The sequence below is a fragment of the Paraburkholderia rhynchosiae genome, from assembly GCF_002879865.1.
Lineage (GTDB): Bacteria > Pseudomonadota > Gammaproteobacteria > Burkholderiales > Burkholderiaceae > Paraburkholderia > Paraburkholderia rhynchosiae.
Genome location: NZ_PNXY01000032.1, coordinates 1 through 26652, shown reverse-complemented (window position 1 = coordinate 26652; position 26652 = coordinate 1). Strand labels below are relative to the sequence as shown.

The 26652-nt window shown below is 65.6% G+C and carries 18 protein-coding genes and 1 pseudogene; 12 read left to right on the top strand and 7 right to left on the bottom strand.

The features are described 5' to 3' along the window. Positions 1-13 precede the first annotated feature (13 nt). Genes sctP through sctU form a run of 3 tightly spaced genes read right to left on the bottom strand, consistent with a single transcriptional unit; the run spans position 14 to position 3897 of the window. The gene (gene sctP / locus C0Z16_RS30215; protein ID WP_102635716.1) at positions 14-862 is read right to left on the bottom strand and encodes a type III secretion system protein SctP; all 849 of its coding nucleotides are present in this window, start codon (positions 860-862) and stop codon (positions 14-16) included. 25 nt (positions 863-887) lie between these two features. Then, a complete protein-coding gene (locus tag C0Z16_RS30210; RefSeq protein WP_102635715.1) occupies positions 888-2813 on the bottom strand; it encodes an FHIPEP family type III secretion protein in 1926 nt (641 codons plus the stop codon). 16 nt (positions 2814-2829) lie between these two features. Continuing rightward, positions 2830-3897, bottom strand: a complete 1068-nt coding sequence (gene sctU, locus C0Z16_RS30205) for a type III secretion system export apparatus subunit SctU (protein WP_102635758.1) — start codon at positions 3895-3897, stop codon at positions 2830-2832. 298 nt (positions 3898-4195) lie between these two features. On the opposite strand from sctU, the pseudogene C0Z16_RS30195 reads away from it, so the two are divergent. The 10 genes and pseudogenes from C0Z16_RS30195 (at position 4196) to sctC (ending at position 13921) form a co-directional block, all read left to right on the top strand. After that, positions 4196-4660: pseudogene (locus C0Z16_RS30195) on the top strand (HrpB1 family type III secretion system apparatus protein). 16 nt (positions 4661-4676) lie between these two features. Continuing rightward, complete coding sequence (locus tag C0Z16_RS30190) at positions 4677-5114, top strand: hypothetical protein (protein WP_102635712.1); 438 nt, start codon at positions 4677-4679, stop codon at positions 5112-5114. Between the two features lie 27 nt (positions 5115-5141). Next, entirely contained in the window at positions 5142-5912 is a 771-nt protein-coding gene (gene sctJ / locus C0Z16_RS30185) for a type III secretion system inner membrane ring lipoprotein SctJ (RefSeq protein ID WP_102635711.1), read from the top strand. Beyond that, positions 5909-6673: a type III secretion protein HrpB4 gene (locus C0Z16_RS30180; RefSeq protein ID WP_102635710.1), complete on the top strand. Its 765-nt coding sequence runs from the start codon at positions 5909-5911 to the stop codon at positions 6671-6673. Before sctJ ends, C0Z16_RS30180 begins: the two co-directional genes overlap by 4 nt. Further along, on the top strand, positions 6658-7521 hold the full coding sequence (gene sctL, locus C0Z16_RS30175; RefSeq protein WP_102635709.1) for a type III secretion system stator protein SctL: 864 nt from the start codon (positions 6658-6660) through the stop codon (positions 7519-7521). The genes C0Z16_RS30180 and sctL overlap by 16 nt, the downstream gene beginning before the upstream one ends. Before the next feature lie 17 nt (positions 7522-7538). Continuing rightward, positions 7539-8840 carry a type III secretion system ATPase SctN gene (gene sctN, locus C0Z16_RS30170; RefSeq protein ID WP_244201410.1) on the top strand — a complete coding sequence of 434 codons (1302 nt, stop codon included), beginning with the start codon at positions 7539-7541 and terminating at the stop codon, positions 8838-8840. Next, the gene (locus C0Z16_RS30165; protein WP_102635707.1) at positions 8837-9328 is read left to right on the top strand and encodes a hypothetical protein; all 492 of its coding nucleotides are present in this window, start codon (positions 8837-8839) and stop codon (positions 9326-9328) included. The genes sctN and C0Z16_RS30165 overlap by 4 nt, the downstream gene beginning before the upstream one ends. 17 nt (positions 9329-9345) lie before the next feature. Beyond that, a complete protein-coding gene (gene sctT / locus C0Z16_RS30160; RefSeq protein ID WP_102635706.1) occupies positions 9346-10176 on the top strand; it encodes a type III secretion system export apparatus subunit SctT in 831 nt (276 codons plus the stop codon). Between the two features lie 160 nt (positions 10177-10336). Next, a complete protein-coding gene (locus C0Z16_RS30155) occupies positions 10337-11785 on the top strand; it encodes a helix-turn-helix transcriptional regulator (protein WP_102635705.1) in 1449 nt (482 codons plus the stop codon). Between the two features lie 9 nt (positions 11786-11794). Further along, entirely contained in the window at positions 11795-13921 is a 2127-nt protein-coding gene (gene sctC / locus C0Z16_RS30150) for a type III secretion system outer membrane ring subunit SctC (RefSeq protein WP_244201409.1), read from the top strand. 182 nt (positions 13922-14103) lie between these two features. Here the strand turns inward: sctC and C0Z16_RS39025 are convergent, their stop codons facing one another. From C0Z16_RS39025 to C0Z16_RS30135, 3 genes are all read right to left on the bottom strand, one after another. After that, positions 14104-15210, bottom strand: a complete 1107-nt coding sequence (locus C0Z16_RS39025) for a hypothetical protein (protein ID WP_244201408.1) — start codon at positions 15208-15210, stop codon at positions 14104-14106. A gap of 88 nt (positions 15211-15298) precedes the next feature. Further along, entirely contained in the window at positions 15299-16153 is an 855-nt protein-coding gene (locus C0Z16_RS30140) for a hypothetical protein (RefSeq protein ID WP_146014374.1), read from the bottom strand. A gap of 443 nt (positions 16154-16596) precedes the next feature. Next, positions 16597-19884, bottom strand: coding sequence for a hypothetical protein (locus C0Z16_RS30135; protein ID WP_146014373.1), 3288 nt, complete (start codon positions 19882-19884; stop codon positions 16597-16599). A 281-nt stretch (positions 19885-20165) separates the two neighbouring features. Between C0Z16_RS30135 and C0Z16_RS30130 the strand changes: the two genes are divergently transcribed. Together C0Z16_RS30130 and C0Z16_RS30125 are read left to right on the top strand one after the other, a co-directional pair. Next, on the top strand, positions 20166-23804 hold the full coding sequence (locus tag C0Z16_RS30130) for a hypothetical protein (protein WP_146014372.1): 3639 nt from the start codon (positions 20166-20168) through the stop codon (positions 23802-23804). A gap of 223 nt (positions 23805-24027) precedes the next feature. Next, positions 24028-25743, top strand: coding sequence for an amidohydrolase family protein (locus C0Z16_RS30125; RefSeq protein WP_102635701.1), 1716 nt, complete (start codon positions 24028-24030; stop codon positions 25741-25743). 138 nt (positions 25744-25881) lie between these two features. On the opposite strand, the gene C0Z16_RS37890 is transcribed toward C0Z16_RS30125, so the two are convergent. Continuing rightward, the coding region (locus C0Z16_RS37890) for a hypothetical protein (protein ID WP_208638651.1) at positions 25882-26652 on the bottom strand (771 nt) is incomplete at its 5' end.

Here is a 26652-nt window from a genome sequence, read left to right as displayed (position 1 = left end):
GATTCGGGCTCCTTCAGAGAACCGTGACGTCCACCGCGATCTGACCGCCGAGACGCGCTTCGAGGCGGGTTTTCAACTCGTTGCTGTTGTCACAGATTAGCTGTCGGCCGCGCGGGTCGCGGCTATCGAAACGAAGCGTTAGAGCCGAGCCCGAAAGGCTCAGATGCAGCTCCGTGCGCGGCAGGATGGACGGATCCAGTTCGACAGCGATCTCCCACTGGCCCGTGCGCTTGACCGCTGGACTCGTGCAAAAGCCGGCCACATGTTCGGCAAGATGCTGGGTGAGAAGATCGCCTTCGGCAGCTTGCGCGCAGCGGCGGATCATCCGGATGCCTAACTGATCGTCCGGGCTGGCGTCATGTGGGTCGTCCTGATCGCCCATGGCGTTCGGCGTTTTTTGCCGGGTGGATGAGCCCCCGGTCTCGCGTGCCATGCCGTGCGAATCCGCCGCAGATGTGCGGCGATTCTTGCGCAGCGCTGCAAGCGCGCCGGAGAGCGGATGTAACGGGGGCAGCGGCGGCAGCATCGGCAATGGCGTGCTGACGACAGCGGGTGCATCCGGACATGCGGTGTCGGCGCAAGCGTCGTCATGAAGACGTTTGTCGCGCGCTTGTGTGTCCTGGTCGCGCGCGTGGTCGTCCGGTGAATCATCTTGCGACGTCTGCTCGCCTGCGTCGTTACCGGCTCGCTGACGCGCGGCGTCGTAGAGTGCGCCGAAACGTTGCGCGTCGGGATGGGCATCGTCCGAAGTCGCAAACGTACCGGACGTACCCGACATAGCGGATGTATGCGCCGCGGCGCCGGTGCGCGGCACGACGGGCGGCGTGATGCGTATTTCGCGCGTGGATCGGATGCGTGTCATCGGGTGCTGTTCCGTCAGGGCATTATCAGAACGCGACGCGGCCGACCGGCTGCAAATCGACCTCTTCGCCCAGCTCCTGGAATGAATACACCTGAAGCCACTTCATCCGTTGCTCGATCATGCGCCGGAAATAGCGGCGGATATCCATCGACGTGACCACCGCGAGACGCTCCGGCGGCTGCATGCCCGCGAGTTCCTCGACCGCTTCGAGCAACTGTTCGACCTGTTGCGGTTCCAGCGTGAGGAAGTTGCCGGCCGGCGTCTGCTTGATCGACTGGCGGATCGTCTGTTCCACTTCGACGTCGAGCACGATTGCGGGCAACTGTCCGGTGCCGCCCGTCGCCCGGTGTGCGATGTAGCGGCCGAGATCACCGCGCACATATTCGGTGAGCAGCAGCAGATCTTTTTCCTTGGCGCCCCAGTTCACAAGGCTCTCAAAGATCGCGCGCAAATTGCGGATGGGCACGTGTTCCTCCAGCAGCCGCTTGAGCACTTCGGCGATGCGCAGCACGGGCACGACTTTCTGCACTTCCGCGACGAGCCCCGGGTACTCGGTGCCCACGCGCTCGAGTATCCATTGCGTTTCCTGCAAGCCGAGAAAGAGATGCGCATGCTGGCGCACCGCGTCGCCGACCGCATCGGCGAGCGCCTGTTCGCGGCCGGTCTTGGTGGTCGACAGTTCGACGGGCGGTTGCGGCACATCGTGCAGCAGGACCTGGTACGATGCGTTCGGCACGGCCGCGTCGGTCCATACGGCGGTGCGCGGAAACGGCAACCCGAGATCGTTGACGAGCACTCTGCGCGCCGAATCGAATGCGCGATTCAATGCGGCGGCGTCGAGTTGCGTGGCGATCTGCGGCGCGAGACGCACCGAAAGCGGGGCGGCGAAGGCGGGCGGATGCGCGGCGATGGTCGGCGGCTGTCCTTTGTAGCCGTCGGTGCGCAGCGACGACAATTCCGGGCCTGCATTCGGCTCCTTGCTCTTAAACTGCTTGCGCAGCACGTGGCCACCCGCGAACAGCGCGGCGGCCAGCAGCACGAACAGCGTCGACGGAAAGCCGGGCACCAGCGCGAAGCCGCCCAGCAGCACGGCGGCGCTATAGAGCGCGCGCGAACTGGTCGAAAGCTGGCGCACGATCTCCGTGCCGAGCGAACTCGGCTTGGCGTGTTCGTCCGCGACGCGCGTGATGAGAATGCCCGCCGCGACCGAAATCAGCAGCGACGGAATCTGCGAGACCATCGCGTCGCCGATCGACAGCACGGAAAAGCGGTTCGCCGCTTCCCCCGCCGTCATGCCGTGATAGCTCACGCCGATCACGATGCCCGCGAGAATGTTCACGAGCGTGATCACGAGTCCCGCGATCGCGTCGCCCTTGACGAACTTCATCGCGCCGTCCATGCCGCCATGCAACTGGCTTTCGATTGCGAGCATGCCGCGGCGGCGCTGCGCGTCTTCGGCCGTCATGTTGCCGGCGCGCACGTCGGCGTCGATACTCATCTGCTTGCCCGGCATCGCGTCGAGCGTGAAGCGCGCGCCGACTTCCGCAACACGTTCCGAGCCTTTCGCGATCACGATGAACTGCACGGTCGCGATGATCAGGAACACCACGAGCCCGACCACGAGGTTGCCGCCCACCACGAGTTCGCCGAAGCTCTCGATGATGTGACCCGCATCCGCATGCAGCAGGATCGACTTGGTCGACGCGATATTCAGCGACAGGCGGAACAGCGTGGTGAACAGGAGCAGCGACGGAAACGAATAGAGCGACGCCGCATTCGGTATGTACATCGTGACCGTCAGCAGCACTACGCTGATCGTGATGTTCAGGCCCAGCAGCGCGTCGATCAGGAAGGGCGGCAGCGGCAGGATCATCAGCGAGATGACGGCAACGATCAGCGATGCGATCGCGACCTCGCCGCCGAACTCGTTGAGGCGGGCTGTCTTGAACATGAGCTTCTCCGTGATATCAGATGATGGCGTCGGCGTCGCTGCGCCGTCCGCCGATGTTTTCGACCCACGCGAGCACCGCGGCCACCGCATCGAACAGCGGTTCGGGAATCGAGTCGTCCAGCGTGACGCGATAGAGCGCCCGTGCGAGCGGGGGATTGCCGATGATTGGAATGCCGCGCCGCGCCGCCTCTTCGCGAATCACACGCGCATCAGCGTCGACGCCCTTGGCGATCACGCGCGGCAGACCGCATTCGGAGGGCACATAGCGCAGCGCGACCGCGTAGTGAGTCGGGTTCACCACGACCACGTTCGCATTCTTCACCGGCTGCTGCCGGTCGGACGACGCGAACTCGCGCGCGATCTTGCGGCGCTCGTTCTTGATGTGCGGGTCGCCTTCGGAGTTCTTGTGCTCGCGCTTGACTTCGTCCTTGCTCATGCGGTGATCGCGGATGAAGAGCCACCGCTGCACGCCGTAGTCGACGGCGCCGATCACCAGATACAGCGCGCCCGCGATGCCGAACACCTTGCACAGCGTGGCCCATCCGATACCGTCGATGCTGCCGATCGGCTCGTACACGATGCCGATCATCAGCGGCATCAGCAGCACGATCATCTTCCACAGCACCGCGGAAATCACGACGGCCTTGATTACGGTCTTCGCGAGATCGATCAGCGAGCGCACCGAGAAAATGCGCTTGAGGCCCGACGCGGGATTGATCGCATCGAACTTCGGTTCGAGCGGCTTCGTGGAGATCTGCAAGCCCACTTGCGCGGCGAGGGCGGCAAGGCCCGTGATCGCCGCGCCGAGCGCGATGGGCAGTATCAGCATCAACGCGACCGTACCGGCTTCAACGAGCAGGTCGTGCAACTGCACGCCGGGCGATTCCATCCGTGCGACGTCGAGACTGCGGTGCATCAGCAACCGTAACTGTTCGGCCATGCGCGGCCCGGCAACGGTGAAGCCGATCGACGCAACCAGCAGGATCGCGGCGAACGGCAGGTCCGTGCTTTTCACGGTCTCGCCGTCGCGGCGCGCATCGCGCAGCTTCTTGTCGGTTGGCTGTTCGGTCTTCTCGTCGGCCATCGTGAAGTCTTCTTCAAGGGATTGCGGCCGATTGTCTGCGGCATCCGTCGCGGCGATTCGCGGGTGCAGCGAATCGGTGGGTCCCGCACCGAACCCGGCCGCGAGCGCGAGGCGGCTCTCAGGCGAACGGGGCGCGGCCGAACCCTGCCTTTCGTTCGGCGCGCTCGCGCTTCGCCGCAACGCACTGCCGCGGCGGACCGTGCGCGTTACGGTTCACCCCAGCGTCGGCCACCGCGCAGCCGTTTGCCACGTCGGCAGACACGCAGGCACAGGCGTTTGATCTCAAGAGGAGTGCTCCATGTCCCTGACGAAATGCAGCAACCGGCTCGTATCCGCGTTGATCGAGGCGCTGATGTTCGGCGCGAAGCACGGTCATATCGAACAGTCGGAGCGGCTGCTGGCCGCTCTGCACGTATTGCGTCCCGACTTCGTCGAACTGCACGCGTAGGACGCATGGCTGATGATCCGCCGGCGCGACTTCGCGGATGCCGTGCGCCTTCTGCGCACGCTCGAACAGCGCACGCTGCGCGGCTCGTTCGGCCCTTACGTGGCCGCGTTGCTCGCGGTATCGCTGTGCGGCCTCGACGATCCGGCTTGGCGCGTCTACGCGAACGACGTGGCGAACCGCAATGAGGACCCGGATTCGGTCGAACTCGTGATGACGCTGATGGGCAAGCAGAAAGCCGCGCCCGCGGCGGCCGAGGCCCAGATCGATCAGGGCGCGTTGCAGCAGTTGATGCAGCGCCGCCATCTGCGCGCATAGCCTGGGAGGACACGCGATGAACCCCATGATTCCACCGTTGCCGCCGCTCGAGCCCACCTCCGCGATCACGCGCGAGGAGAGCATGACCCGGCCTTTGCCCGGCGGCGAAGTGGGCGGCGCAGCGGGCACGATGCCCGAACCAGGCTCTGAACTCGTCGATCTGTTTCGCAGCAAGCTCGATGCGGCGCGTCTTGCGCCGCCGAGCGCTTCCCACTCGCATGGTCCTTCGGCGTTGACGGAAGTCGTCACCCAGGAAGACCACGCGGTTGCGACCTTGCGCGGCGATGTGGACCGCTTTGCCGGCGATGCCCCGCTGATGTCGCCGCAAGAGGCCGCCGCGCAGTCCATCAAGGTGCAGATGCAGGTGTCGGAGATGGTCGGCAAGCTGTATGTCGGCGAGGCGGTCGCGCAGGGCACCAAGGGCTCCGTGCAGACGTTGATGAAGAACCAGTAGCCGAGTACGAACGACAGGACGGACAAGATGGCTTCCTACCTCAAGCTGGCGCGCACGGCCGTGCTGCTGTGTTTCGTCGCGGTGTTGATGACCGGTTGCAGCAAGCAGCTTTTCGCGCAGCTGTCGGAGAGCGACGCGAACGACATGCTGGCCGTGCTGCTCGATGCGCGCGTCGACGCGAACAAGCTGAGCGACGACGGCGGCAAGACGTGGAGCGTCGCGGTGGAAAGCGACCAGTTCGCCCGCGCAATGGACGTGCTGCGCGCGCACGGCCTGCCGCATCAGCGCTTCCAGAATCTGGGCGACATGTTCAAGAAGGACGGACTGATTTCGACCCCGACCGAGGAGCGTGTGCGCTTCATCTACGGCGTATCGCAGCAACTGTCCGAGGTGCTGTCGCGAATCGACGGAGTGGCGTATGCAAACGTACAGATCGTGCTGCCGAACAACGATCCGCTTGCAGCGACGGTCAAGCCGTCGTCGGCCGCGGTGTTCATCAAGTACTTGCCGGGCACGGACGTATCGACGCTCACACCGAACCTGAAGAACCTCGTCGTGCATGCAGTCGAGGGTCTGACCTACGACAACGTCAGCGTGACGATGGTGCCGGGCACGGCGGCGCCCGAGCCGCCGGCGCCCGTTGCGCCGCGCGTGCCGCCGGAGTGGTTATGGGCGGGCGGAATCGTTGCGGCGGGTTTGCTCGCTGCTTTGCTCGCGTGGCTCGCGCGCCGTTTCGGTTCGGGCTTGAAGAGCGTGGGCATGCGTTTTCGCAGACAGGCTGACGGAGCCGCTACATGAACGAGGCTCGCGTCGAAGCATTCGGGACTGAAGGGCACGCGGAAGTCGTGGCGGAAGTGCAGTCAGAAGCGGAGCACGAAGCGGGGCAACAAGCGCAAGCGGAAGAAGAAGCGCAAGCGGAAGAAAGCGCGCTCGCCGATGTCGAGATACCTGCCGCGTCGCGCCTGCTTCAGTGGCTTACCGCATACGAAGCGCGCATCGCGGAGGCTGCAGCGCGCTCCGGCGAAGAGCAGTGCAGGCTGTGGGGCGTGCCGTTCACGAGCGATGCAAGCCGCGCATGGTACGTCGCGCGCGAGGTCTGGCTCGGTCCGGCCGTGCCCGTCAGTGCGTTCGCGCCGCGTGCGAACCGCCTTGCGCTGCTCGACGGCGCGTGGTTGCGCCGGGTGCTCGCGGCGCGGGCGATCTATCCGTCGCGTGGGATGTTGCGCCGGATCGTTTCGGGCGCCACGCGGCGCGCGTTGAGCGATGCATTGGGTGAACACGCGTTGGCCGTGCTTGCGCAACTCGGCGTGAATGCACCTTCGGTTAGCGCCGCGCTTTCCACTGATCTTGCTGTCGATGCATTGGCGCGCGCCGGACATTTGCTGTTCGAACGCGACGACGCGTGGACGCTCGCGCCTGCCCGGACCTTGATCGCCATTGCGCTGGACCGCGATGCCGATGCGAAAGGTGCATCCGCGTCGCCCGATCCCGACGAATCGGCGGACTTTCTGCTCATCTGCGGCACGCTGTTTCCGGAGTTGACATGGTTATTTGGCTAAGAGCGCCGCAAGGCGGCATCGGCATCAATCGTGATGTGCTGCGCGCGCCGGAACTCGCGCAACTGATCGAACTCGATCGCGCGTCCGATCACTTCGAGCGTCGCGCGGATGAAATGCTCGCGGCCGCGCAGCGCGACGCCGACGCGATACGGCAGGCGGCCACCGAAGAGGGTGAGCGCGTGCTGCAAGCGGCGCAAACGAAATACGACAATGCCGCGCGGCTCGGTTACGAGGCGGGGCGGCGCCGCGCATTGCGCGAGGCACATGAGTCGATGCTGCGCGGCGCGGCCACCGAGCGGGATCTGCTGACGGCGTTGCGCGAGCGCATCGCGGACATCGTGATGCGCACGGTCACGCGAGTGCTCGGCGAAGCGGATCGCGAAGCGCTGTTCGCGCAGATTGCGGCGGGCATTTCGCGCAGCCTCGAAGGCGTGTCGTTCCTGACGGTGCGTGTCGCCGCCTGTGATGTCGAGGACGCGACGCGCGCGTTTCGACGCACCTGCGACGAGCACCGCTGGCCGGTCAACCCGGAAGTGGTGAGCGATGCCGCGGCGGAACCCGGCAGCTGCGTGTGCGAGTGGGATCATGGGCTGATCGAAGCGGGCCTGCCTGCGCAACTGCGCGCGATTGCCTGCGCAATAAGGTGCGTTGCGCAGACGGACGGCGAGGGCGGTGCTTCTGCTGCGAATGCTGCGGAAATCGCGACACACGCGACGCCCGACCCCGGCAGCGATACACAAGCCGATTTCCTCGCCGACGCACGCGCCGACTTTTCATACGACGCACAAGCCGACCAACAAGCCGACCCACGAGGCGACCCATCCGACTCCACCGGAGCCCCTCGATGAACGAGGTCACCGCTTTCATGGACGCATTGGGCGACGAGCTCCTGATCGCGGACGGCACCGCGCGGCACGGCAAAGTCGTCGAGGCTGTCGGGACCTTGCTGAAGGTGGGCGGGCTCGACGCGACGCTCGGCGAACAGTGCGAACTGCGCGACGCGCGCGGCGTACTGCTACAACGCGCGGAAGTGGTCGGCTTCACGCGTCAGTTCGCGTTGCTTGCGCCGTTCGGCAGCGTGGCCGGACTGTCGCGCACCACGCGCGTGACGGGGCTCGGGCGTCCGCTCTCGGTGCCGGTCGGCGAGGCGCTGCTAGGGCGCGTGCTCGACGGACTCGGCGAGCCGATGGACGGCGCCGGTCCCATCCAGTGCGACGCGCCGCGCCCCGTGATGTCCGCCGCCCCCGACCCGCTGACGAGGCGCATGGTCGACACGCCGCTGAACACCGGCGTGCGCGTGATCGACGGCCTCATGACCGTGGGCGAAGGTCAGCGCGTCGGCATCTTCGCGCCTGCGGGCGTCGGCAAGAGCACCTTGCTTGGCATGCTCGCGCGCGGCGCCGAGTGCGACGTCAACGTGATCGTGCTGATCGGCGAGCGCGGCCGCGAGGTGCGCGAGTTTATCGAGCTGATACTTGGCGAGGACGGCATGGCGCGCAGCGTGGTGGTGTGCGCGACCTCCGACCGTTCGTCGATCGAGCGCGCGAAAGCGGCTTATGTGGGCACTGCGATTGCCGAGTACTTCCGCGATTGCGGCCTGCGCGTGCTGCTGATGATGGACTCGTTGACGCGTTTTGCGCGCGCACAGCGGGAGATCGGCTTGTCGGCCGGCGAGCCCCCGACACGACGTGGTTTTCCGCCGTCGATCTTCGCGGAGTTGCCGCGCCTGCTCGAGCGTGCCGGCATGGGCCAGCAAGGCTCGATCACGGCGTTTTATACGGTGCTTGCCGAAGACGAAGAGGGCAATGATCCGATTAGCGAGGAAGTGCGCGGCATTCTCGACGGGCATCTGGTGCTCTCGCGTGCCATCGCGGCGCGCAACCGCTATCCCGCGATCGACGTGCTGCACAGCCTGAGCCGAGTGATGACGCTGGTCGCGAGGCCCGAGCATTGCGACGGCGCCGCGCGCATGCGCAAGCTCATCGCGAAGTACGACGATGTCGAACTGCTGCTGCAAATGGGCGAATATCAGCAGGGCGCGGACCCGCTTGCCGACGATGCCGTCGCGCAGCATGAGACGATCGATTCGTTCCTCGGCCAGCGTACCGACGAATTGACGGACGGCAACGCGAGCCACGCGTTTGTCGCCGGCTTCGCGGACTCATGAGCGCGCCCGCGATCCGCAAGTGGCGCATCATCGTTGCGGCGAAGGCACGGCGATGCGAGCGCATCGAGGCGGATCTCGCGCGTGAGCGGCAAGCGCTCGCCGAGCGTCAGACCGCGCTCGACGAAGCCGTGCAGGCGCGCACCGAAGCGCAGACGAGGCAGGCGGAGCACGAAGCCGGCATCGTGTCCCTGCTCGACGGAGCAGGGCGGCTCGCCACGTCCCTCTATCTGCTTCACGACGCCTGGCGCGGCCCGCTCAAGGAAGCGCTCGACGAGGCGCGCGCGGCGGAACGCAAGCAGCGCACGGCCCTCGAGCGCCAGCAGGCGAAGGTGGCTGAATTGCAGGCCGCGCTGTCGCGCGCCAAAGGCTCGCTCGATGAATGCCGCCGCAAGCTCGACACGTTGCTGCGCGCCGCGGCCGTGGCCGCCGAACTCGCCGCCGACGAAGAAGCCGCCGAAAACCTGCTGGCCCGCCGCCACGCGCGGTAGCCGATGAGAGGTAGCCCATGACGCATGACCTTCACACGTGGGCCGAGGCATTGCTCGGCTGGTTCGAGGCGTATCACAACCTCATCGTCATGATGCTGCTCACGGGCATTCGCATCATGGTGACCTTCCTGCTGTTGCCCGCCACCAGCGACACCGTGTTACCGGGCACCGCGCGCAACGGCGTCGTGTACGTGCTGACGATGTTCGTCGCCGCGGGACAGGCCCCGCAGGCATTCGAGTCGCTCAATAGCGCAATGCTGCTGGTGCTCGCATGCAAGGAAGCGTTTCTCGGCCTCGCGTTCGGCTATAGCGCGGCGCCGGTGTTCTGGATCGCGCAGTCGCTCGGCACGCTGATCGACGACCTCGCAGGCTTTAACAACGTGCAGATGACCAATCCGCTGCGCGGCGATCAGAGCACGCCGGTATCGACGTTGCTGTTGCAACTCGTCGTGACGCTGTTCTATGTCGGCGGGGGCATGTTGTTCGTGCTCGGCGCGCTCTTTCAGTCGTTCAAATGGTGGCCGCCGTATGTACTCTATCCGTCGCTCGCCGATACCGCGCTGACGTTTCTTATTCAACGTACCGATTCCGTATGGACCGCGCTCGCGAAACTCGGCACGCCCGTCATGCTCGTGCTCGTATTGGTCGATCTCGGCCTTGGTATTGTCGCGCGCGCGGCGGACCGGCTCGAACCCACTTCGCTTAGTCAGCCGCTGCGTGGCGTGATCGGCGTGCTGATGTTGATCGCGCTCGTGGCGGTGTTCGCTTCCCAGGTCGTCACCGACGTGCAGCTCGGCGATCTCTCTGCTGCATTGACGAAAGGAATGCTCGCGAATCCCACACACTGAGGCAGTGAATATTGTTGTGAAGTGTCATGCCGATTGTTGAGTTTTCGTGAGCATGATCTCTCTACCATGGTTTCCGTGCCCGGCGATCCGCCGGGACCACAGGTCTTGCAGGGCGGATCGCAGGTTCGCCACATCGGACACATCCTGAGGTGGAACCATCATGTTCTCAACAATCTATTTTGCTTTGCTGTCGGGCCTCGCACAAAAGAACCGCCTACCCACGTATGCGACGGCCATGCTCGACGGCGCCTCGGAACGCGCTTACTGTCTTGTCGACGACGTGCTCGAACGGCCGGCGCACAAACTGGTTGAAGCAGACGACGCGCGGCTGGTTGCGGTGGCCGACGCCTCGCTGCTGCTCGGCTATGAGCAGGACGCCGAAGAAATGTATCGCCGCGCGCAGAAGATGAACGTGGGCGACGACAACCGCCTGCGCGTCCTGTCGTGCCGCAATGCAGGCTGGCAACTGATGATGCGCGACCGCTACGGAGCGACCGCAAAATGCTTTGCGCGCATCGTGCACGACGACGCGGCGTCGCCGGCCGACGTCCTCGAAGCGCTGATCGCGTCGGCGCTCGTGCATCATCAGGTGGGACGTCAGCGCGATGCGGACGACTCGCTGCTGCAAGCCGCGGAACTCGCCGACATGCATGAGGAACCGGGCTGGCGTCTCGTGATCGCGCTGCTCGCACACGAGTTCGACGTGCAGTTACGCATTCGTACGGCAACTACCTTGAGCGACCACGCATTCTGGAGTTCCGCGCATCTGGCGCGCGCGCAAAGCGCTGGAGACCGCGCCGATATCACACGCAAGCTCACTGAAACCACGATGCTGATGTCGCCGATGCCCGCACTCCTTGCGCAGCGGCACGAATATCTGGAACGCCTTGCAATGCTCGCTCGCGGCGAACGCATTGCGGTCGCGCCGCTCGTCGAACTCGTCAGCCATCCGAAGCATTTTCGCGGCGCGGGCCAGGCGTTTCTCGCCAAGATCGACATTGTGCTCGCCAGTATTGCCGGCGGACTCGACGATGTAGCCGACACCGTGCTCGCGAAGATCAGCCGCGCCGAAGCCGATACCGGTACGCGCCGCTGCAACTTCGACTACCTGTACAGCGTATCGAAGCTCGCGGTGTGGCGGGGCAATCCGACCGAAGCGCTCAAGCTCTACGCGAATTATGCGTCGGAAGCGCTGCGTTGCCTGCGCTGCGAGACGCAAGGACTCGGCGCGACCCAATCGGCCGCGAGCCGCGCGCTGCCGGCGGACGATATCTCGGCGCGCCTCACGGTGAAGTACCGCCGCGCGTATCGCTACATTGTCGAGAATCTCGATCGCGCCGATCTGAACACGCGCGAGATCGCCTCGCAGATCGACGTCACCGAGCGCGCGCTGCAACTCGCGTTCAAGCGTTCTATCGGCATGTCGCCGCACGCGCTCATCCGCAAGCTGCGGCTCGAAAGTATCCGCAACGATCTGTTGAACGACGAGCGCATGCAGGGTTCGATCTTCGATACCGCGAGCCGCTGGGGCCTGAAGAGCCGCTCCGCACTGGCCAAGGGCTATCGCCGGGAATTCAACGAGTCGCCGTCCGAGACGATTCAACGCTGAGGGACCGCCATGAAAGCAATCGTTTGCGGCCGCCGCGGCGCGGCTTTCCGGGTGCGCACGCTGTGTGCGGCCCTCGTGGCAGCCGGCGCGCTCGCGGCGTCGCCCGTCCATGCCGAAGCCGTCACGTGGCAGGGCACGCGCTTTGAATACGTCGCGGATCATAAGGATCTGAAGGACGTGTTGCGTGATTTCGGCGCAAGCCAGCATGTGATGACGTGGATTTCGCCGCATGTCGAAGGCACGGTGACGGGGCGTTTCGACGCCGCGCCGCAACGCTTTCTCGATCAGATGGCGGGATCGTTCGGGGTGCTATGGTATTTCGACGGGTCGGTGCTGCGCATCTATGGGTCGAACGAAGCCCGCAGTGCGACGCTCGGCCTGACTCACGCGAGCACCGACGACTTGCGTCGCGCGCTCGGCCGCCTGCAGATCGAGGACCCGCGCTTTCCCGTGCGCTATGACAGCGTCTCGCGCACGGCAGTGGTCTCTGGTCCGCCGCGCTTTGTCGAACTCGTCACCGACGTCGCGCATCTGATCGATCACGATTCGATCCCTGGCGCGAAGGTGGTCGTGCAACGCTTTCCGTTGCACTATGCATGGGCGACGGACCGCAGCATTACGGTCAACGGCCGCAACGTCACTGTGCGCGGTGTCGCCGCGCTGTTGCGCACGCTGTACGGCCAGGGCGTGCCGGCTGCCGGCGGCGACGCATCGGGCGATGCGCCGCCGGCGCGCCGCGACGCCTACCGCGTGCCGAGCGTGCGCGAGATGCAGGACGACGGCATGACGACGGGCGCAACCCGCGCAGGCGGCGCACATCCGCCGCCGTTGCCGACGCTGCCGGGCCTCGGCGCGGGTTCGTCCGCGGGTTCCTCGTATGGGGCTGCGGGCGACGGCATGGCGCCGCCTCCCTCTGGCGGCATCGCGGACGCGAGCACGAACTCGAATCAGGCCCGCGACGGCGGCGGCGCCGCGCCCACGGCGGGACACGTCAGACAGTCGGCGCATGGCGCACCGACCATCGAGGCCGATTCGCGCAGTAATTCGATTCTCGTGCGCGACCGCGCCGAGAACATGGCGGCGTTCGGCTCGCTGATCGAATCGCTGGATACGCGTCCGGGCATTCTCGAGATCGACGCCAGCATCATCGAGATCACGGATAACGCGTTGCAGGAACTCGGCGTCGACTGGCGGCTGCATTCCGGTCACGTCGATTTTCAGACCGGCAACGGCCAGCAGTCGCAGACCAGCAATCCGGGCTCGCTCAATCCGCAGGGCTTCAGCAATCCGTTCGATGCCGCGAGCGCCGGTGTGCTCGCCACACCCGCGGGCGGCGTGCTGACGGCGGTGATCGGCGGAGCGGGGCGCTATCTGCTCACGCGCATCAGCGCGATGCAGCAGACCGATCAGGCACGCATCACGGCCAGCCCGAAGGTCGAGACGCTGGATAACGTTGAAGCGCTGATGGACAACAAGCAGACGTTCTATGTGCAGGTAGCGGGGTATCAATCGGCGGATCTGTACAGTGTGTCGGCGGGCGTGTCGCTGCGCGTGCTGCCGTCCATCGTGAGCTCGGCGAGCGGCGAGCAGATTCGCATGGACGTGCATATCGAGGACGGCAAGCTGACGGATCAACAGGTCGGGCAGTTGCCTGTCGTCAGCAACAGCACGATCGACACCCAGGCGCTGATCAACGAAGGCGACAGTCTGCTTATCGCGGGCTATTCGGTGGATCAGGACGATCATACGCAAACGGCCGTGCCCTTGCTGTCCAAGATTCCGCTGATCGGCGAGCTGTTTAAATACCGGAAGCATCAGGGGCAGCGTTTTCAGCGGCTCTTTCTGCTGACGCCGCGCGTGTTGTCGGCAGCCGCGGGAGGCAGCGCGAGTAGTGGGGCGAATGGTGACATGAGCGGTGGTGTGAATGGTGGCATGAACGGTCGCATGAACGGTCGCATGAACGGGACGAGGACCGCGCCAGGCACAGGCCCAGACACCGGCGATGGCGCGAACTTCGCGCCGCTGCCGCCCGAGGCAATGAACGTTCCGCGTCAGCCGCCGATGCCTCGCGTCGCGCAGACTGCCGCATTGCCGGCAGCGCAGCCGATCAACATGGCCATCGACGAGAAGCCGTGAAAGCAGGCAGGCATATTTCATAGGCCTGCATTCGCCACTAGCTGCACGATGAAATACGGCCCGCACACTTGCGGGCCGTATTTTCATGAGCCGGAGGAAAACAACGACAAGACAAGAACCGCAACAGCAACGACAAGACAACAAAGCAAGGAGACGGTTATAACGCCGCCTCCGCCGATGCTTCAGGCCATGCGCCGGCGATTGTCGGCGAGATAGCTGAGAAGCAGCGTATCGAGCACGCCGGGAGGCGGCCCTGCCTGCTGGGTCTTCTCGTCCTTCTCGTTTTTGTCTTTGGACTTGTCCTGCTTCTTGTCGGCCGCTTCTTCGGTTTTGCCGTCGGTCTTGCTGTCGGTCTTGCCGTCGGCTTTCTCGTCGGCTTTCTCGTCGGTCTTCCCGTTACCCTGCTTATGCCCGTCGGGCCCGGAGTTCTTCGGCGTTTCAGTTTCCAGCGAACGCGTTTCGTGCGGTCCCCCAGCGCCGCCGTGGCCGCCGCGGCGTGCGCTGCGGGCGTCGTTCATCGACGACAGCATCATGGCGGCGTCGCCCGCGCTCGTCATCGTGTCGGCACCGGCACCGCTACTGCCGGCCAACACCTTGTCGGCCAATTTCTGCGCCTGCTGCCCGACTTCCAGTTCGGCGACCGATTTGACGACCTTGCCGATGCCGCCATGCATGGCGCCCGCGATTGCGTTGTCGAGCGCCTCGCTGCCGATGTGCGCGGCCGCCAGCGTCGACGCCGCGACGGTCGCGGTGAGCCCCTCAGGCGTGAGATCGGCGGCGACTTCAAGCGCGTCCTCGCCGACCTTGGCGACGTCGTTCATCATCGCGCCGAAGTTGCCGTGCGCGAGATCCTTGATTGCGTCGACCGAGCCCGAGACCACGCCTTCAACCGACGACACAAGGTCTTCGGCGGCCGCGTCGATACCCTTGTTGACGTCGTTCTTGACGGTCTCGACGCCTTTTTCGACCTTGCTCAATACCTTGTCGAAACCCTTGCCCAGATGCAGGTCCTGCAAGCCTTCGAGCGTCGCCTCGGTGGCCGATGTCGCGGCATCCGACGCGGTCTTGGCGACGTCCTCGCCGGTCTTTAACAGATCCTGCATGGCCAGTTTCAGGTTGCCTTGCATCAGCGCTTCCGTCATGGCGAGCGCGTCCTGCAAGACCTTCTTGAGGTCGTTCTCGATCGCATGGGCCACGTGCTCGACGCCATGCACGACGGCTTTCGCGGCCTTCTCGATATCGTGACCGAGATGCTGGAACGCATGCTTGATCTTCGAAAATATACTCATGATGTGCTCCTCAGTGCGCGCAGCTGCCGCGAGCCATGCCTTTCGGCGCGATTCGGGGCGGACCGTGCGGCGATGTTGATGGCGGGCCTCAAGCCTTGGTCGTCTGCTCGCTCGACGCCTTGTTGAGCATCGTGAGCAATTGCGAAAGCAGCTTGAGCAGTTCGTTCGTGAACGTGTTCGGATCGGCCGAACCGTTCGTGTTGTTGTTCGATCCGTCCACGCCCTTGGTGCTATCCGTGCTGTCCGTGCTGTCCGTGCTGCTCGGGTCGCTGGCGTCGCTCGTGTTGCCCGGGTCGCTGCCCGTGCCGTTCGAACTGCCGGTCTGCGAGCCCTGGAGCTGCTGCAAGAGCTGGATCACTTCGGAGATCAGTTCCTGAATCTGCGATGCCTGGCCGCCGCCGTTGGCGTCGCCCGCACCGTTGGCACCGCCTGCGCCACCTGCGCAACCCGCGCCACCCGCGCCATTGTTGCCGCCGGCCTGGCCGCTGCCTTGCGCGCCTTCGATCTGCTGAAGCAACTGAAGCAGATCGTCGATGAGTTGCCCCGTCTGCTTGTCGAGACCCTGGCCGCTTTGCGACGATTGCTGCAGCATCTGCAGAATCTGTTGCAACAGCGAGGCGATCTGGCTTTGCACATCGTTCGAATCGCTGGACGGATCGGTGGTGTTGTCCGTCGACGGGCCTTGCGTCGAGTCCGGACTTTGCGTCGAGTTCGCGCCCGAGGTCGAGCCGCCGCCACCGCCGCCACCGCCACCGTTGTCGCCGGACGCGCCGCCGCTTTGTGAGCTGCCGCTCAGTTTTTGTTCGATGATCGCGAGAATCAGTTCGAGCAGTTTTTCGATGTCGTTGTTGCCGAGCTTGCCGCCGCCCTTGAGATCCGATTCCAGTTGTTGGATGTCGGCCTGGATGTCGGTATTGCTAATGTCGTTGCTGATCTTGCTCATGAATAGCCTCTTAACGTACGCGATGAGATATGCGCAGCGGCGCCGGGCTCGCTGCGTGTCGATGTCCATCCTGTTGGCCGCGCGACGTGACGCCTCGTGGCGAACGTCCCGTAATCAAGCGTAAGAGAGCCGGTCAATCGCCCTGTGTCCAGAAACGAAACATCTGGTGTGACGGCGAATGAGCCTGAAAGAGCGGGAAAAGTGCGGAAAAAACCGTCGAGGAAGGGCGGGGAGAAGAACCGCTGAAGAGCAGGAGAACGGCGGCAAAAAACGCGGAATAAGCCGCGAAATAAGCCGCGGAATCAACCGCGGGACAGCGGCAAATAAAGTGCTAAAAAACGGCAAAAAAGAGCGGCAGAATAGGACCAGCAGAAAAGGACCAGCCAAGAGGCCACGCGAGCGCGGCCATTTGCGCGCCGCGCTTTCGCGCGGCGCGTCGTCGATCACGAGCGATTGGCGCTATCCGTATCGACCGCGCGCTCCACACGCAGCACGCTAAGCTGGCGCGGGTGGGACACTTCGGTCACGCGCTGCGCCGTTGCGAGGAAGCTCGGTCCTAGCGCGCGCGACGCACCGTTGACCTCCAGCGAATAGAGGAAGCGGTTGTCCCAACTGTCGTCCGCCTCGAGGAGGCCGCCGATCTGCGCATTGCGCTTGTCGATCTGCGCGAGTTCGCGCTCGCTCGGCTTCACGCCGGGCGGCACCACCGCGTCGCGCAGCTCCCGCAGGATGTTGATCTTGCGCGCCGCGTCGGGCTTCAACCACACACGTTCCGCGTAGAGCTGGTTGCCGCGCGTCGCGTCCTGTTCGACGCGCGCCAGATATTCATCCATTGGCTCGGGTTGCGCGGCGCCCGCCGGCTGCCTGGCGTAGGTGTCGTCCCACGATGCGCGGCGGCTGTCCACGTAACGCTTGAACTCCTTCATGCTGGTGAAGGTGGTATCGCGGTAGCTGAGCGAAGGGTCGATGTGGCCGTCTTCCTCGGCAATGCGCCATGTCGAACCGGTCTCCGACTGAAGCACGGTCGTGCCGAAACCGACGATCGCGACGTTGGGCAGCACGACTGATTTGACGTGGCCCGTCTCGTCGGAGAAATTTCCTTGCGGCGCGAGGCCGGCGACGAGCGTCGCCGATACCCCCGCGGCACGCGCGCTGCTGCTGCCCACAAACTCGGCCTTCAACGGACCGTTCTCCTGCCGGCGCGTGCGCGTGAACCAGGTCTTCGTGCCGCCTGCTTGCAGCGAGGGGCCGATCTTGTAGCCGTCGTGTTCATAGCGGGCGCCGGCCGACGCGCTCACCGTCGTCGAAAGCGATTGCCCCTTCGAGTCCAGCCAGTTCACGGACACATCGGGGTCCTTGAAGAACGCGTGAGCGATGGCGTTCCACATCGAAGCTTCGTCGCGCGGCAGACTGCGGTTCGGTCCGCTTGCGGTCGCCGCGTCGATCACGCCGAGCATCTTCGCGCGCCAGGGGTCGGGCTCGCCCGCCGGCTGCTGGCCGGCCGGCAGCGTGCCGGTCGGCTGAAGCCGCGCGCGCACCATGACGCCCTTCGGCTGCGACATGTCGAAGACGGCGGGCAGAACCTGCGCCGAGCCTATCGCCTGGAAGCGCTTGTTGAACAGATTCACGCCGCCGGCGGCGCTCACGCCACCATGCGCCGCCCAGCGCCGATCGCTGCCAATGAACAGTTGCCCGTGATTCGCCGACGAGCCGCCGTTGATCATCGCGTGGCGGCCGTGGACCAACTTGACGTCTGGGCCGGCCAGCACGAACGGCAGCTTGCTCGCGCCGGGCAGGTTGAGCAGCTCGGCCACACCCGTGTTCACGCCGAACTGTCCGCCGTCCGACAGACGCACGTCGTAGGTCATGCGCGGTTCGGTGATGACGCGCCTGAAGTCGTCGAGCACGGTCTGCGGCGTGGTTCGGTCAAGCGACACCTCGCCATTGCGGTTGAGCGTACTCAGGTTTTTCAGCGCTGCTTTGAACTGCGCGGCTTGCGATGGTGCAGGCGCGGTCTCCGGATCGGGCGCTGTGATCTCGTCAGTTGCCGGGTGCGGATTGGTTGGGTGTTCCACCGCATTGCCCTGTGTGTCGCCCTGCGTCTGCGGCGTCTCCTGCGTCTCGGTTGCTTCGAAACGGTCGATCCAGCTTTCCAGCGTCGCGGTCGTGAGCTTCGAGCCGGCGCGCGATTTCAGCGCGGCATATTCCGGACTGCACTTCACTTCGGCTTCGCCGACGCCGGCCAATACCGCGGCGCGCGCGGCGATCACGTGCCGCATGTTGGTCGGCACGCTCGTCCTGTCGCGCCAGCCCTTGTGCGCGACGCGCTGATACCACGCTTCGAGCGTCGCGGCCTGCACCGCGTCGGCGACGCGCGAAGCAAGCGGGCGGTCGTCGTCGCGCGCCCCGGCGCGCTGTGCGAGTGCGCCGCCCAGTTGCCAGATCACATCGGCCTTGAGCAGATCGTCCTCGGGATGACGAAGGCTTGCGCCGCCCGTGCCCAGTCCGAGCGCGGACATCGGCGACTTGTTGAAGCCGAATGCGCGCCTCAGATTCGCCAGCATGCCCGGTTGGCTCGCCCGCCGCGCGTAGCGCGACAGCTTGAAGAGCCGGTGCTGCGCGTGGGCGAGCGGCGTGCCGGGGCCTTCGTGCGTGAAGCCGCAGCGCCACGCGAGATAGGCGGATTTCAGGTGCAACGCCGGTTCCGCCTGTGGCTCTGTCTGCGGGTCCGGCATGGGATTGCGAGCAAGCATGCGTGCCGCCATCAGCGCCTTCGCCGGCAAGCTGATATCGCCGTTCATGTCTAGCGTTGGCGGGGCGTCCGTGGCGCCGGCCGGACGCTCATGCCGGGCGAGGGCGTCGTGAACCAGTGCCTCGAGTTCGTCCAGGCCCGGCGGCAGCGCGTGCCCTTCGGGCAGGGCCGCGATCAACGTGTTGGCCGCCCGTAGCGCGAGCTTCGTCGCATCTTCGCGGATCGCGTGGTGGACTGGGTCGGCGTCGACGCGGGCGTCGCCGCGCAACGCGTGCAGCGTGCCATACCCCAGCGACGACGCCGCGAGCCGGCGCGCCAGCTCGAATGCGTCGCCCTTCACATCGAGCAGCGAGTTCGCGCCGCGCAGATCGTCGAGCGCTTTGCCTGCGCGCGCGGCGTCGGTGCCGAACGCCTGGTGCATGCGGCGCAGCACGAGTTCCTGACGGGCGGCGGCCTCGATCTGGGTCGCCATCTCGCTGCCCTCGGGTGCGCCGAGGTGCGCTCCCACTTCGCTCGCGAGTTGCTGCGGCAAGCGTTTGTTTGCATCGAGTCCCGACGGATTGAAAAGCCGCGCCGCGACCGCCTCGGCGCCGCCTCTGTCGACGACCTGTTCGGCAGGCGCGGTCTTGTCCGCGCCCGCGAGCGTCAGCGCGACGTTGCGCTTGTGCCTGGCGACCGCCGAGGGCGGCGTCGCATTCGGATCGGGCTTGTGACGCTGATTGTCGGCCACGCCGATTTTCGCGCGCGCGGTCGTGGGGCGTGCAGTGGTGACCGAGCCGAGCAGCGAGCTCGAGACCGTCACCGGCCGTGGTGCGAGCGTGCGCCTGATGCTCGACCAGATACTGTCGCGGCGGCGGCTTGCCGTGGGCCGCGTCGTTTGAGGTCCGGCTGCCGCAGCGGATGGGCTGCCGGCGGTGACGTCGCCGGTCGTCACGGGCTCGTGAGCGTGGCCCGAGCTGGAAACTTTAGGAGGAGTCATGGGCGTGGGGTGCGTTGGACGATGGGGCGCAGGCCGCTGCGGCTTGCGCGGATAGAGACGTGGCGCGCGAAAGCGGGCCTGCCAGGGTATCGACAGGGTAGCCGCGAGTCGCGGCGGCAAAACTGCTGTTGCAGCGAAACTGCGTGCGCGCCGGCGAACTCATCGGGCCTCCGGCGCGCCGCCGGAAGAGCCGAAGGTTTCGCTGCGGTCGATACGGTTTCGCTGCCTGGCCAGTCATGTCATACGCAGTCCCGATAATCGGCGGCATCGGAGGAAGAACCATGCGGCTCACTACCTTGTTCAGGAATACCGCGTCGATGCTGCGCGGAACGCCGCGGACGTCGACGACCGTTGCGCCGGCCGCCAGTCCCGCTGCATCGACGGGAGCGGGTGTGCCGCCAGCATCGCCAGGCACGCGTGCGAGCGTCAAGGCGAGCTTCACGGCGACCCGCGAGCGCTTCAGGAACCTGCTCGGATTCAGCCGCCCGCCGTATGCGACACGCGAGGCGCGCTCGGACCGCCGGGCGCTGGTGGAAACCGAATGGCGCCTGCCGTTCACTCGCGCGAACAAGTTCGGCCGGCCGTTTCCGGCGCACGCCGTGCGGATCGAGGTGCAGAAGCCGGCTCGTCCTCTGGACCCGCCCGGCGACTGGAGCGAAGCGGGCAAGGCCGCGCCGGCGCCGGGCTCAAGCGCATCCGCGCAGCGACGCGCAGCCAAGGCGAGTCGCATGCTCGCCAAGACGATCGGAAAGTTCACGGCGAAGCGCGCGGATACGTCGACGAATGCTGCTGTGACCGGCGCCACGGGGCGTCCGCGTGACGAGGCCGAGCTTCAGCATTGGCTGGACCATCGCGAAGGGCTGGATAGTTGGGTGCGGGAGTATTTCAGTGCGGCCGGCCGGGGCGGCGAGGGCAGTGGCGGGACCGCTAACGTCGGGCATCACGCACAAGGCTCGAATGAAGGGGACGATGCGAATGACGTGAACAATACAAGCCGTACCGGTCGCGCGAGCGACGCGAACGGCGGAAGCTATACAAGCGATGCAAGCGATGTGGACGACGCGCACAACGGCAATGGCACCAACGACGCCAACGACTCCAATGAAACGATCCCTCTCAACGGCGGTATCGCGCCTGCAGATCCACTAGCCACCCTATCCGCTTTGCTCGCGCAAGCGGCGCAGGGCGCCGATGCGGTGCACGGCGTCGCTGGCGGGGTCGCTCCGCAGGCCGATCCGTCCGCGGCGGATAGCACGCTCCGATTCGCGCCTTCGCTGATGCTCGGCTATGCCGTGCTCTCCGCACTCGGCTCGAACGAACCGGCGCGCGCAGCGGCGGCATTGCAGGCGTTGCCGGAAGTGGCGCGCATCGAAGGAATCGTGCAGCGGGTCGCGACGTTCGACGCGAACGCTGCGCGTCCCACTGCCACAACGGAGACAGAGGAGCCACAACGCAATGACGATGCTCTCCACGTCAGCAATGCGAGCGAGCCGCGCAGCGAAGAAATCACGCACGAGGATGTTGAAGGAATCACGCATGAAGGCGACAGCAACGTTCGCACGCCCCCTGCCGCCAATCACACTTCACCTCAGGCGCTCGTCAACCCGGCGCATGAAGACGCGTGGCGCATCGCTCGCGCGCTCGCGAACACGCATCTGGGTTTCGACGTGCTGAAGAAGCTCACGGGCAGCGCTGCGTCGACGGCCGACAATGCGACCGCGCTCGCGGTGCTGCAAGCGTGGAATGCGTTGCCCGAGCCGCGTGCCGATCTCGATGCGGCGCTCATTGCCGCGCACGCCGCCGCTGACGACAAAGGCAATCTCGCTCCGCGTGTGCTGCGCGCGGTGTCGGGCTCGACGCAGCCGCGCGATGCCGCCGCGCTCTTCGCATGGCGCCAGGGTTTTCGCAGCGATGCGCCCGGCAGTCCGCTGAAGCAGACGCAAACGCGCCTGCATCGTTTCGTGACACGCGGGATGCTGCGGCTCGACAAAGGCAACTGGTTCTTTCAGCGCATGTTCGGCAAGAAGAAGTCGGCGTTGCGCGGCATGATGCTCGGCACGTCGAGCGCGGCGCTCGCGTCGTACACCAAGGAGGCGGCCCGTTATGCCGGCGCGCTCAAAACGGCCAGCGCGACGTTGGCCTCCTCGCTGCGCAGCCCGCGTCTCGCGACAGGAGCGCCGGACGGTCCTGAAGCGCGCGCGCGCGAAGCCGCGGCCGCGGCGCTGGAGGCGCTTGCCGCGAGACCCGCGGCGCACATCGGCGATCTCGAGCTGGATGAAACCACCATTGCCGCGCTCGAAAATCGCGAGCCGGTAGTGAGCGTCGCGCAACGCGACGACGCGCCTCTACTACTCGACGCAGGCGCATTGCGCGATTGCGCGAAGCGCTTTCAGGTGCATCGCTGGGAAGCGGTGAAAACCGCGCTCGATCATGTCGACAAGGTCGGCGAGGCCAAGGCGCTCAAGCCCGAGCGCTTGAGCCGCGAAGCAATCAGAAGCGTGATGCGCCAGGTCATCATCGACCTCCAGCAATCGACGCAAGTGTCCTTCGCGGACGGTGGGCGCTTCGGCTTCAGCACGCGCGGCCTCTCGCTGTCGGTCAACAAAGGACCGCATCACCACTTGCCCGTGGGCGGCGAACTCACGCTCGCGCATTACCACAGCCGCCGGGCCGTGGTGACTCTGCAGCGCAATAACGTGGGCTTCGATATCTTCATCGGCACTGAACACGGCAAGCGCTCGCAGGCGAGAGTCGGCGGCCGCCTCGGCTATAGCAAGCATATGAGCTGGCTCGGCGGCTTGCGGCTCGGCGGATCGCTGCGCCTCACGCCGTTCGATCGCGAGTTGCGCGAGCCGCGTGGCGTGATGATCCGCGTCGCTCGCGAGCGTCTCACCGACGAAAACCTCGACTGGGTCCCGATGAAGTACGACGATGCGCGCACCACCGAAACGGTGCTCGACATGGTCGAGTTTCTGTTCGAGGAAGCGCGCGAGCCGGTGCGCGAAAAGGGCGCCGAAACGCCGCTGTTCGAGCGGCTTGCCGCGCGCATCGGCGAGCGCACGGATATCTCGATCGGCTGGCAGGAAGGCGGCACGAGAGCAACGCGCCAGGGCATAGCCGCGTCGGCGGGCGCGTCGGTGTCGGCGCCGAGTTCGTCGGTGCGCGGCTCGTATGGCCTCGACGGCAATGTGACGGTGGACCTGAACAGCAGCAGCGAGACGTACTCCAACGAAGCGACCGGCTCGATCCGCTACGACCGCCGCTCCACGACGTCGAGCATGCGGGTGTCCGCGCAGGGGACGGCGGGCGCCAGTCCCGGCTGGCACAAGGGCGAACTGACGGGCGGCTTGCCGGGCGCGTCGCCGCTCGGCGTGGGCGGCGCACGGCCGGAGCGGCTCGTTGCCGCGCGTGTGATGCTGCCTGAGCGCGAAGGTCGGCTCCTGAACCGCGGCTGCTATGCGGACCAGCAGTTCGCGTCGTTCAACGCGTTTGCCGCGGCAGTGCAGGGGTCGCGCGAGGAATGGATCGAGATGTACCGGCATAACCACGGCTGCGACTATCCCGAGGCAGCCGCGAAGCTCAAGCATGACCTCGCGATGCTGCAGAGTCATCAGCGCATCAATCACACGTTCCTCGTGCGCCGCCGCCTGAAGCCGGCACAGGCGCTGCGCGGCGACGTCTACCGCGCGCTGGAACGCATGCATGAGGCCGCCGCGCACGCCGTGGGCGGCAAGGGCGTGGACTGGTCGCGTCCACTCGACACACTGTTGCGCGAGCGTGCGTCGTGGCTGCCGGAGCGTATTGCCGTGAGCGAAGTGACGGGACGTGTGCGCAGCACGCCGGGCTTGCGCCTGCCGATCGGCGGCGTCGCGTCCGAAAGCGTGCTCGCGCAGCGCGAGTTGCTGCGCTCGAAAGCGTGAGACGGTTGGCAATCATGTGTCGATGACATGGCACGCATGTTTCTCCGTGGCTGCATTGACGTTGCCTTGCGGTTCCTTTGATTGCTTTGGTTGCTTTGATTGCTTCGGGTTCTTGTCGCGCTTCGTTGACGGATGCCGTGTTTCGCTGCATCTGCGAACGCGTTTGCTGGGCGGCGCATAGCATGCATTCGCGCGCCACCCTGCAATTCTCACGGAGAAAGATATGACTCGCATCAATTCGACCCATGCGTCGACGACCGATCACACATCCGAGGCCGGTCCGTCCGGCACCAACGCATCCGCAGCACGTCCTGGCGGAAGCTCGCGCAAACGGGGCGCAAGCGCGTTGAGCGGCGCGGGTGCGCCGCAGGCGTCGGCGCCGAAGCATGCCGCGACGGGCGGCAGCAACGCGAACCGGCCGGTGCGCGCCGACGCGGAAACGCTGATGCGCGCGCACACCCGCTTCTTCGACGATGACAGCGCCTCAGTGCGAGGCTTCGAAGTACAGCCGGTGCGGCGCGGCACAGCGGATGAATCGCGCGCGGTCACGCGCGCTCTGCGCGAGACGCCCGAGCTTGCCGCGATGCTGACGACCACCGTCGACAAACTCGGCGAGAGCTCGTTGCAGGACGCGCATGCGAGCCGCACCGCGACCGGCGCCTGGATGTCCGATTCGCACTTCCATCCGACCAACTATGCGCAGCAGGGCATGGTCCCGGAAGAGATGCTGAAGATGATGGACGAGGTCGGCATTCATCGCAGCGTGATGTCGCCGATTCCAACCAACGTGATGCCGTGCGGCGACCACGATGGACACAACCATATTCCGCCCGAGTCGTACTACGTAAAGAGCCAGTACGCCAACATCGCGCCGCACGAGCTGACCGCCGAGGTCGAAGACGAAATCGCGAAGAGCGCGCACCTGATGCTGAATACGCAGGTCGATGCAGATACGGCGTTGTTCATCAACATCGCAAAACTGCCCGATGCGCAGCGGGATCGCCTGGACCCCATGGTGACCGGCCTGCACCTGGGCGATCCGTTGAGCCCGCAGACGTTGCTGCTCAAACTCGCAGGGCATCCCGGCATGTTCACGGGCGTCGGCGAAGTGACGATTCACAAGGAGCTGGTTGAGCGCCAGTATGAAGGCGTGCGCCAGGCTAACCTGACGGACAATGTGCAGGTGTTCAAGAACATCGTCGCGACGGCTGGCGTGGTCGGCATGCCGGTGGTGCTTCACTGTGACGTCGATTCGACCGCGAACCAGCGGGCCAACGGAAAAGGCCAGCCGCAGCATCTGGAGAATCTCAAGAAGCTGTTCGGTTCGCCCGAGGCAAGCGGCGCGACGGTGATCTGGGCGCACTGCGGCGGCATCGGCCGTTTCGTGCAGAAGCCGACCGATCATGCGAACAATCTGCGCACGATTCTCGCGGACCCGAAGATGAGCCACGTGCACATCGACATTTCATGGTCGCGCGTGGCCCGGCAGATCGTCATGAAGACGCAGCCCGACGGCACCGAAGTGCCGGATCACGAGTCCGTGCATGCATGGGCGTCGCTCATCAACGAGTTTCCAGATCGCTTCCTGTTCGGTTCCGATGCATTGAATCCTCAAGTCAAGGACACGTGGGCCGAAACGGGCAACATGTACAAGCCGTTGCTCGAGAAGCTGACGCCCAAAGCGCGCATCGCGGTGAAGACCGGCAATTACGAGCGCGTGATTGTCGGCGCGCGTCCGAAGGTGCGTGCTTTTGAAGAACACGTGCTGACGCCGGAGTTCGTGAAGACGGGCTTGCGTTCGTCGAAGGAGGATGAACGGGTCAACGGTCGTGCAGGTCCACATATCAATCCGGAAGCGCTGCGCAAGGTACGCGACGAAGCGTATGCAAAGGCCGGCGTGGATGTATTCGGACGTCCGAAGGACGCGGCTACGCACTGAGCGTTGCCATCGAAGGCCGGCGCTTGTGCGCCGGTCCCGGCCGTGTGGATCGTGCGATTGTGTTAAGCGGAACGCGCCCTCGAGGCGCGTTTTTTATTGCCCGGAAGGTGGCCTGGATTGCCACGCTGCAACCACGTCTTAGGCGCGGTTCGCAGCGGCACCCGGCTCATGCGAGGCGCGCGCGGCAAGCTCTTGCAGCGCGTTCTCATAGGCCGCTTGCAGTTCGAGAAGCGCCGGCCGGTTGCCGGCGCCGTTCGCGTCGAGGCGGTGCTTCTTGAGCCTGTAACGCAGCGTTACCAGTTCGACCGTCGCGCCGTGCTGCTCCATTCCGAGTACGACGTGCCACGGACGGAGCGCTGCTGTTGCGCCGGCTTGCCTGTTGAGCGCGCCTGCGTGGTGAACCGCGGGCGCTGCTTGCCACGGCACAGCGGGCGGCCATGCCGGAGCCGGCGCAGCGTGCAGGTAGCCGCTATGCGTCTGCACGAAGAACGGCCGCGTCGCGCTTGGATAGAGACCGAAGCGCAAGGTGCGAAAACGTCCGTTGAAATGAAAGCCCACGTGCATCTGCTTGCCGGTAGGGCCATCGCCGAAACCGTAGGTGAAGCCGATCCGCTTGTTCGCGCCGACAACCCGGCTTTCGTAGGACGGCGCCAGCCAGCTCGGCAAGGGTGTGTGCCACGACAGGGGCTGGGTGTACGACGCATAGCCATGAGGCGAGAACGCCGGGCCGCCGGCGGGGTACGTATGCTGCGCGCTCCAGTGATAAGGCGAGTGATAGGGGGAGTGATACGGCGCTGCCACCGACGGAGCCCAATGCTGCGGCTGCGGCTGCGGCGCATAGTAATAGGACGGGTAGGCGGGCGCCAGATGCGGGCCGAGATAGGGCACCGGATACGGATACGCGATACC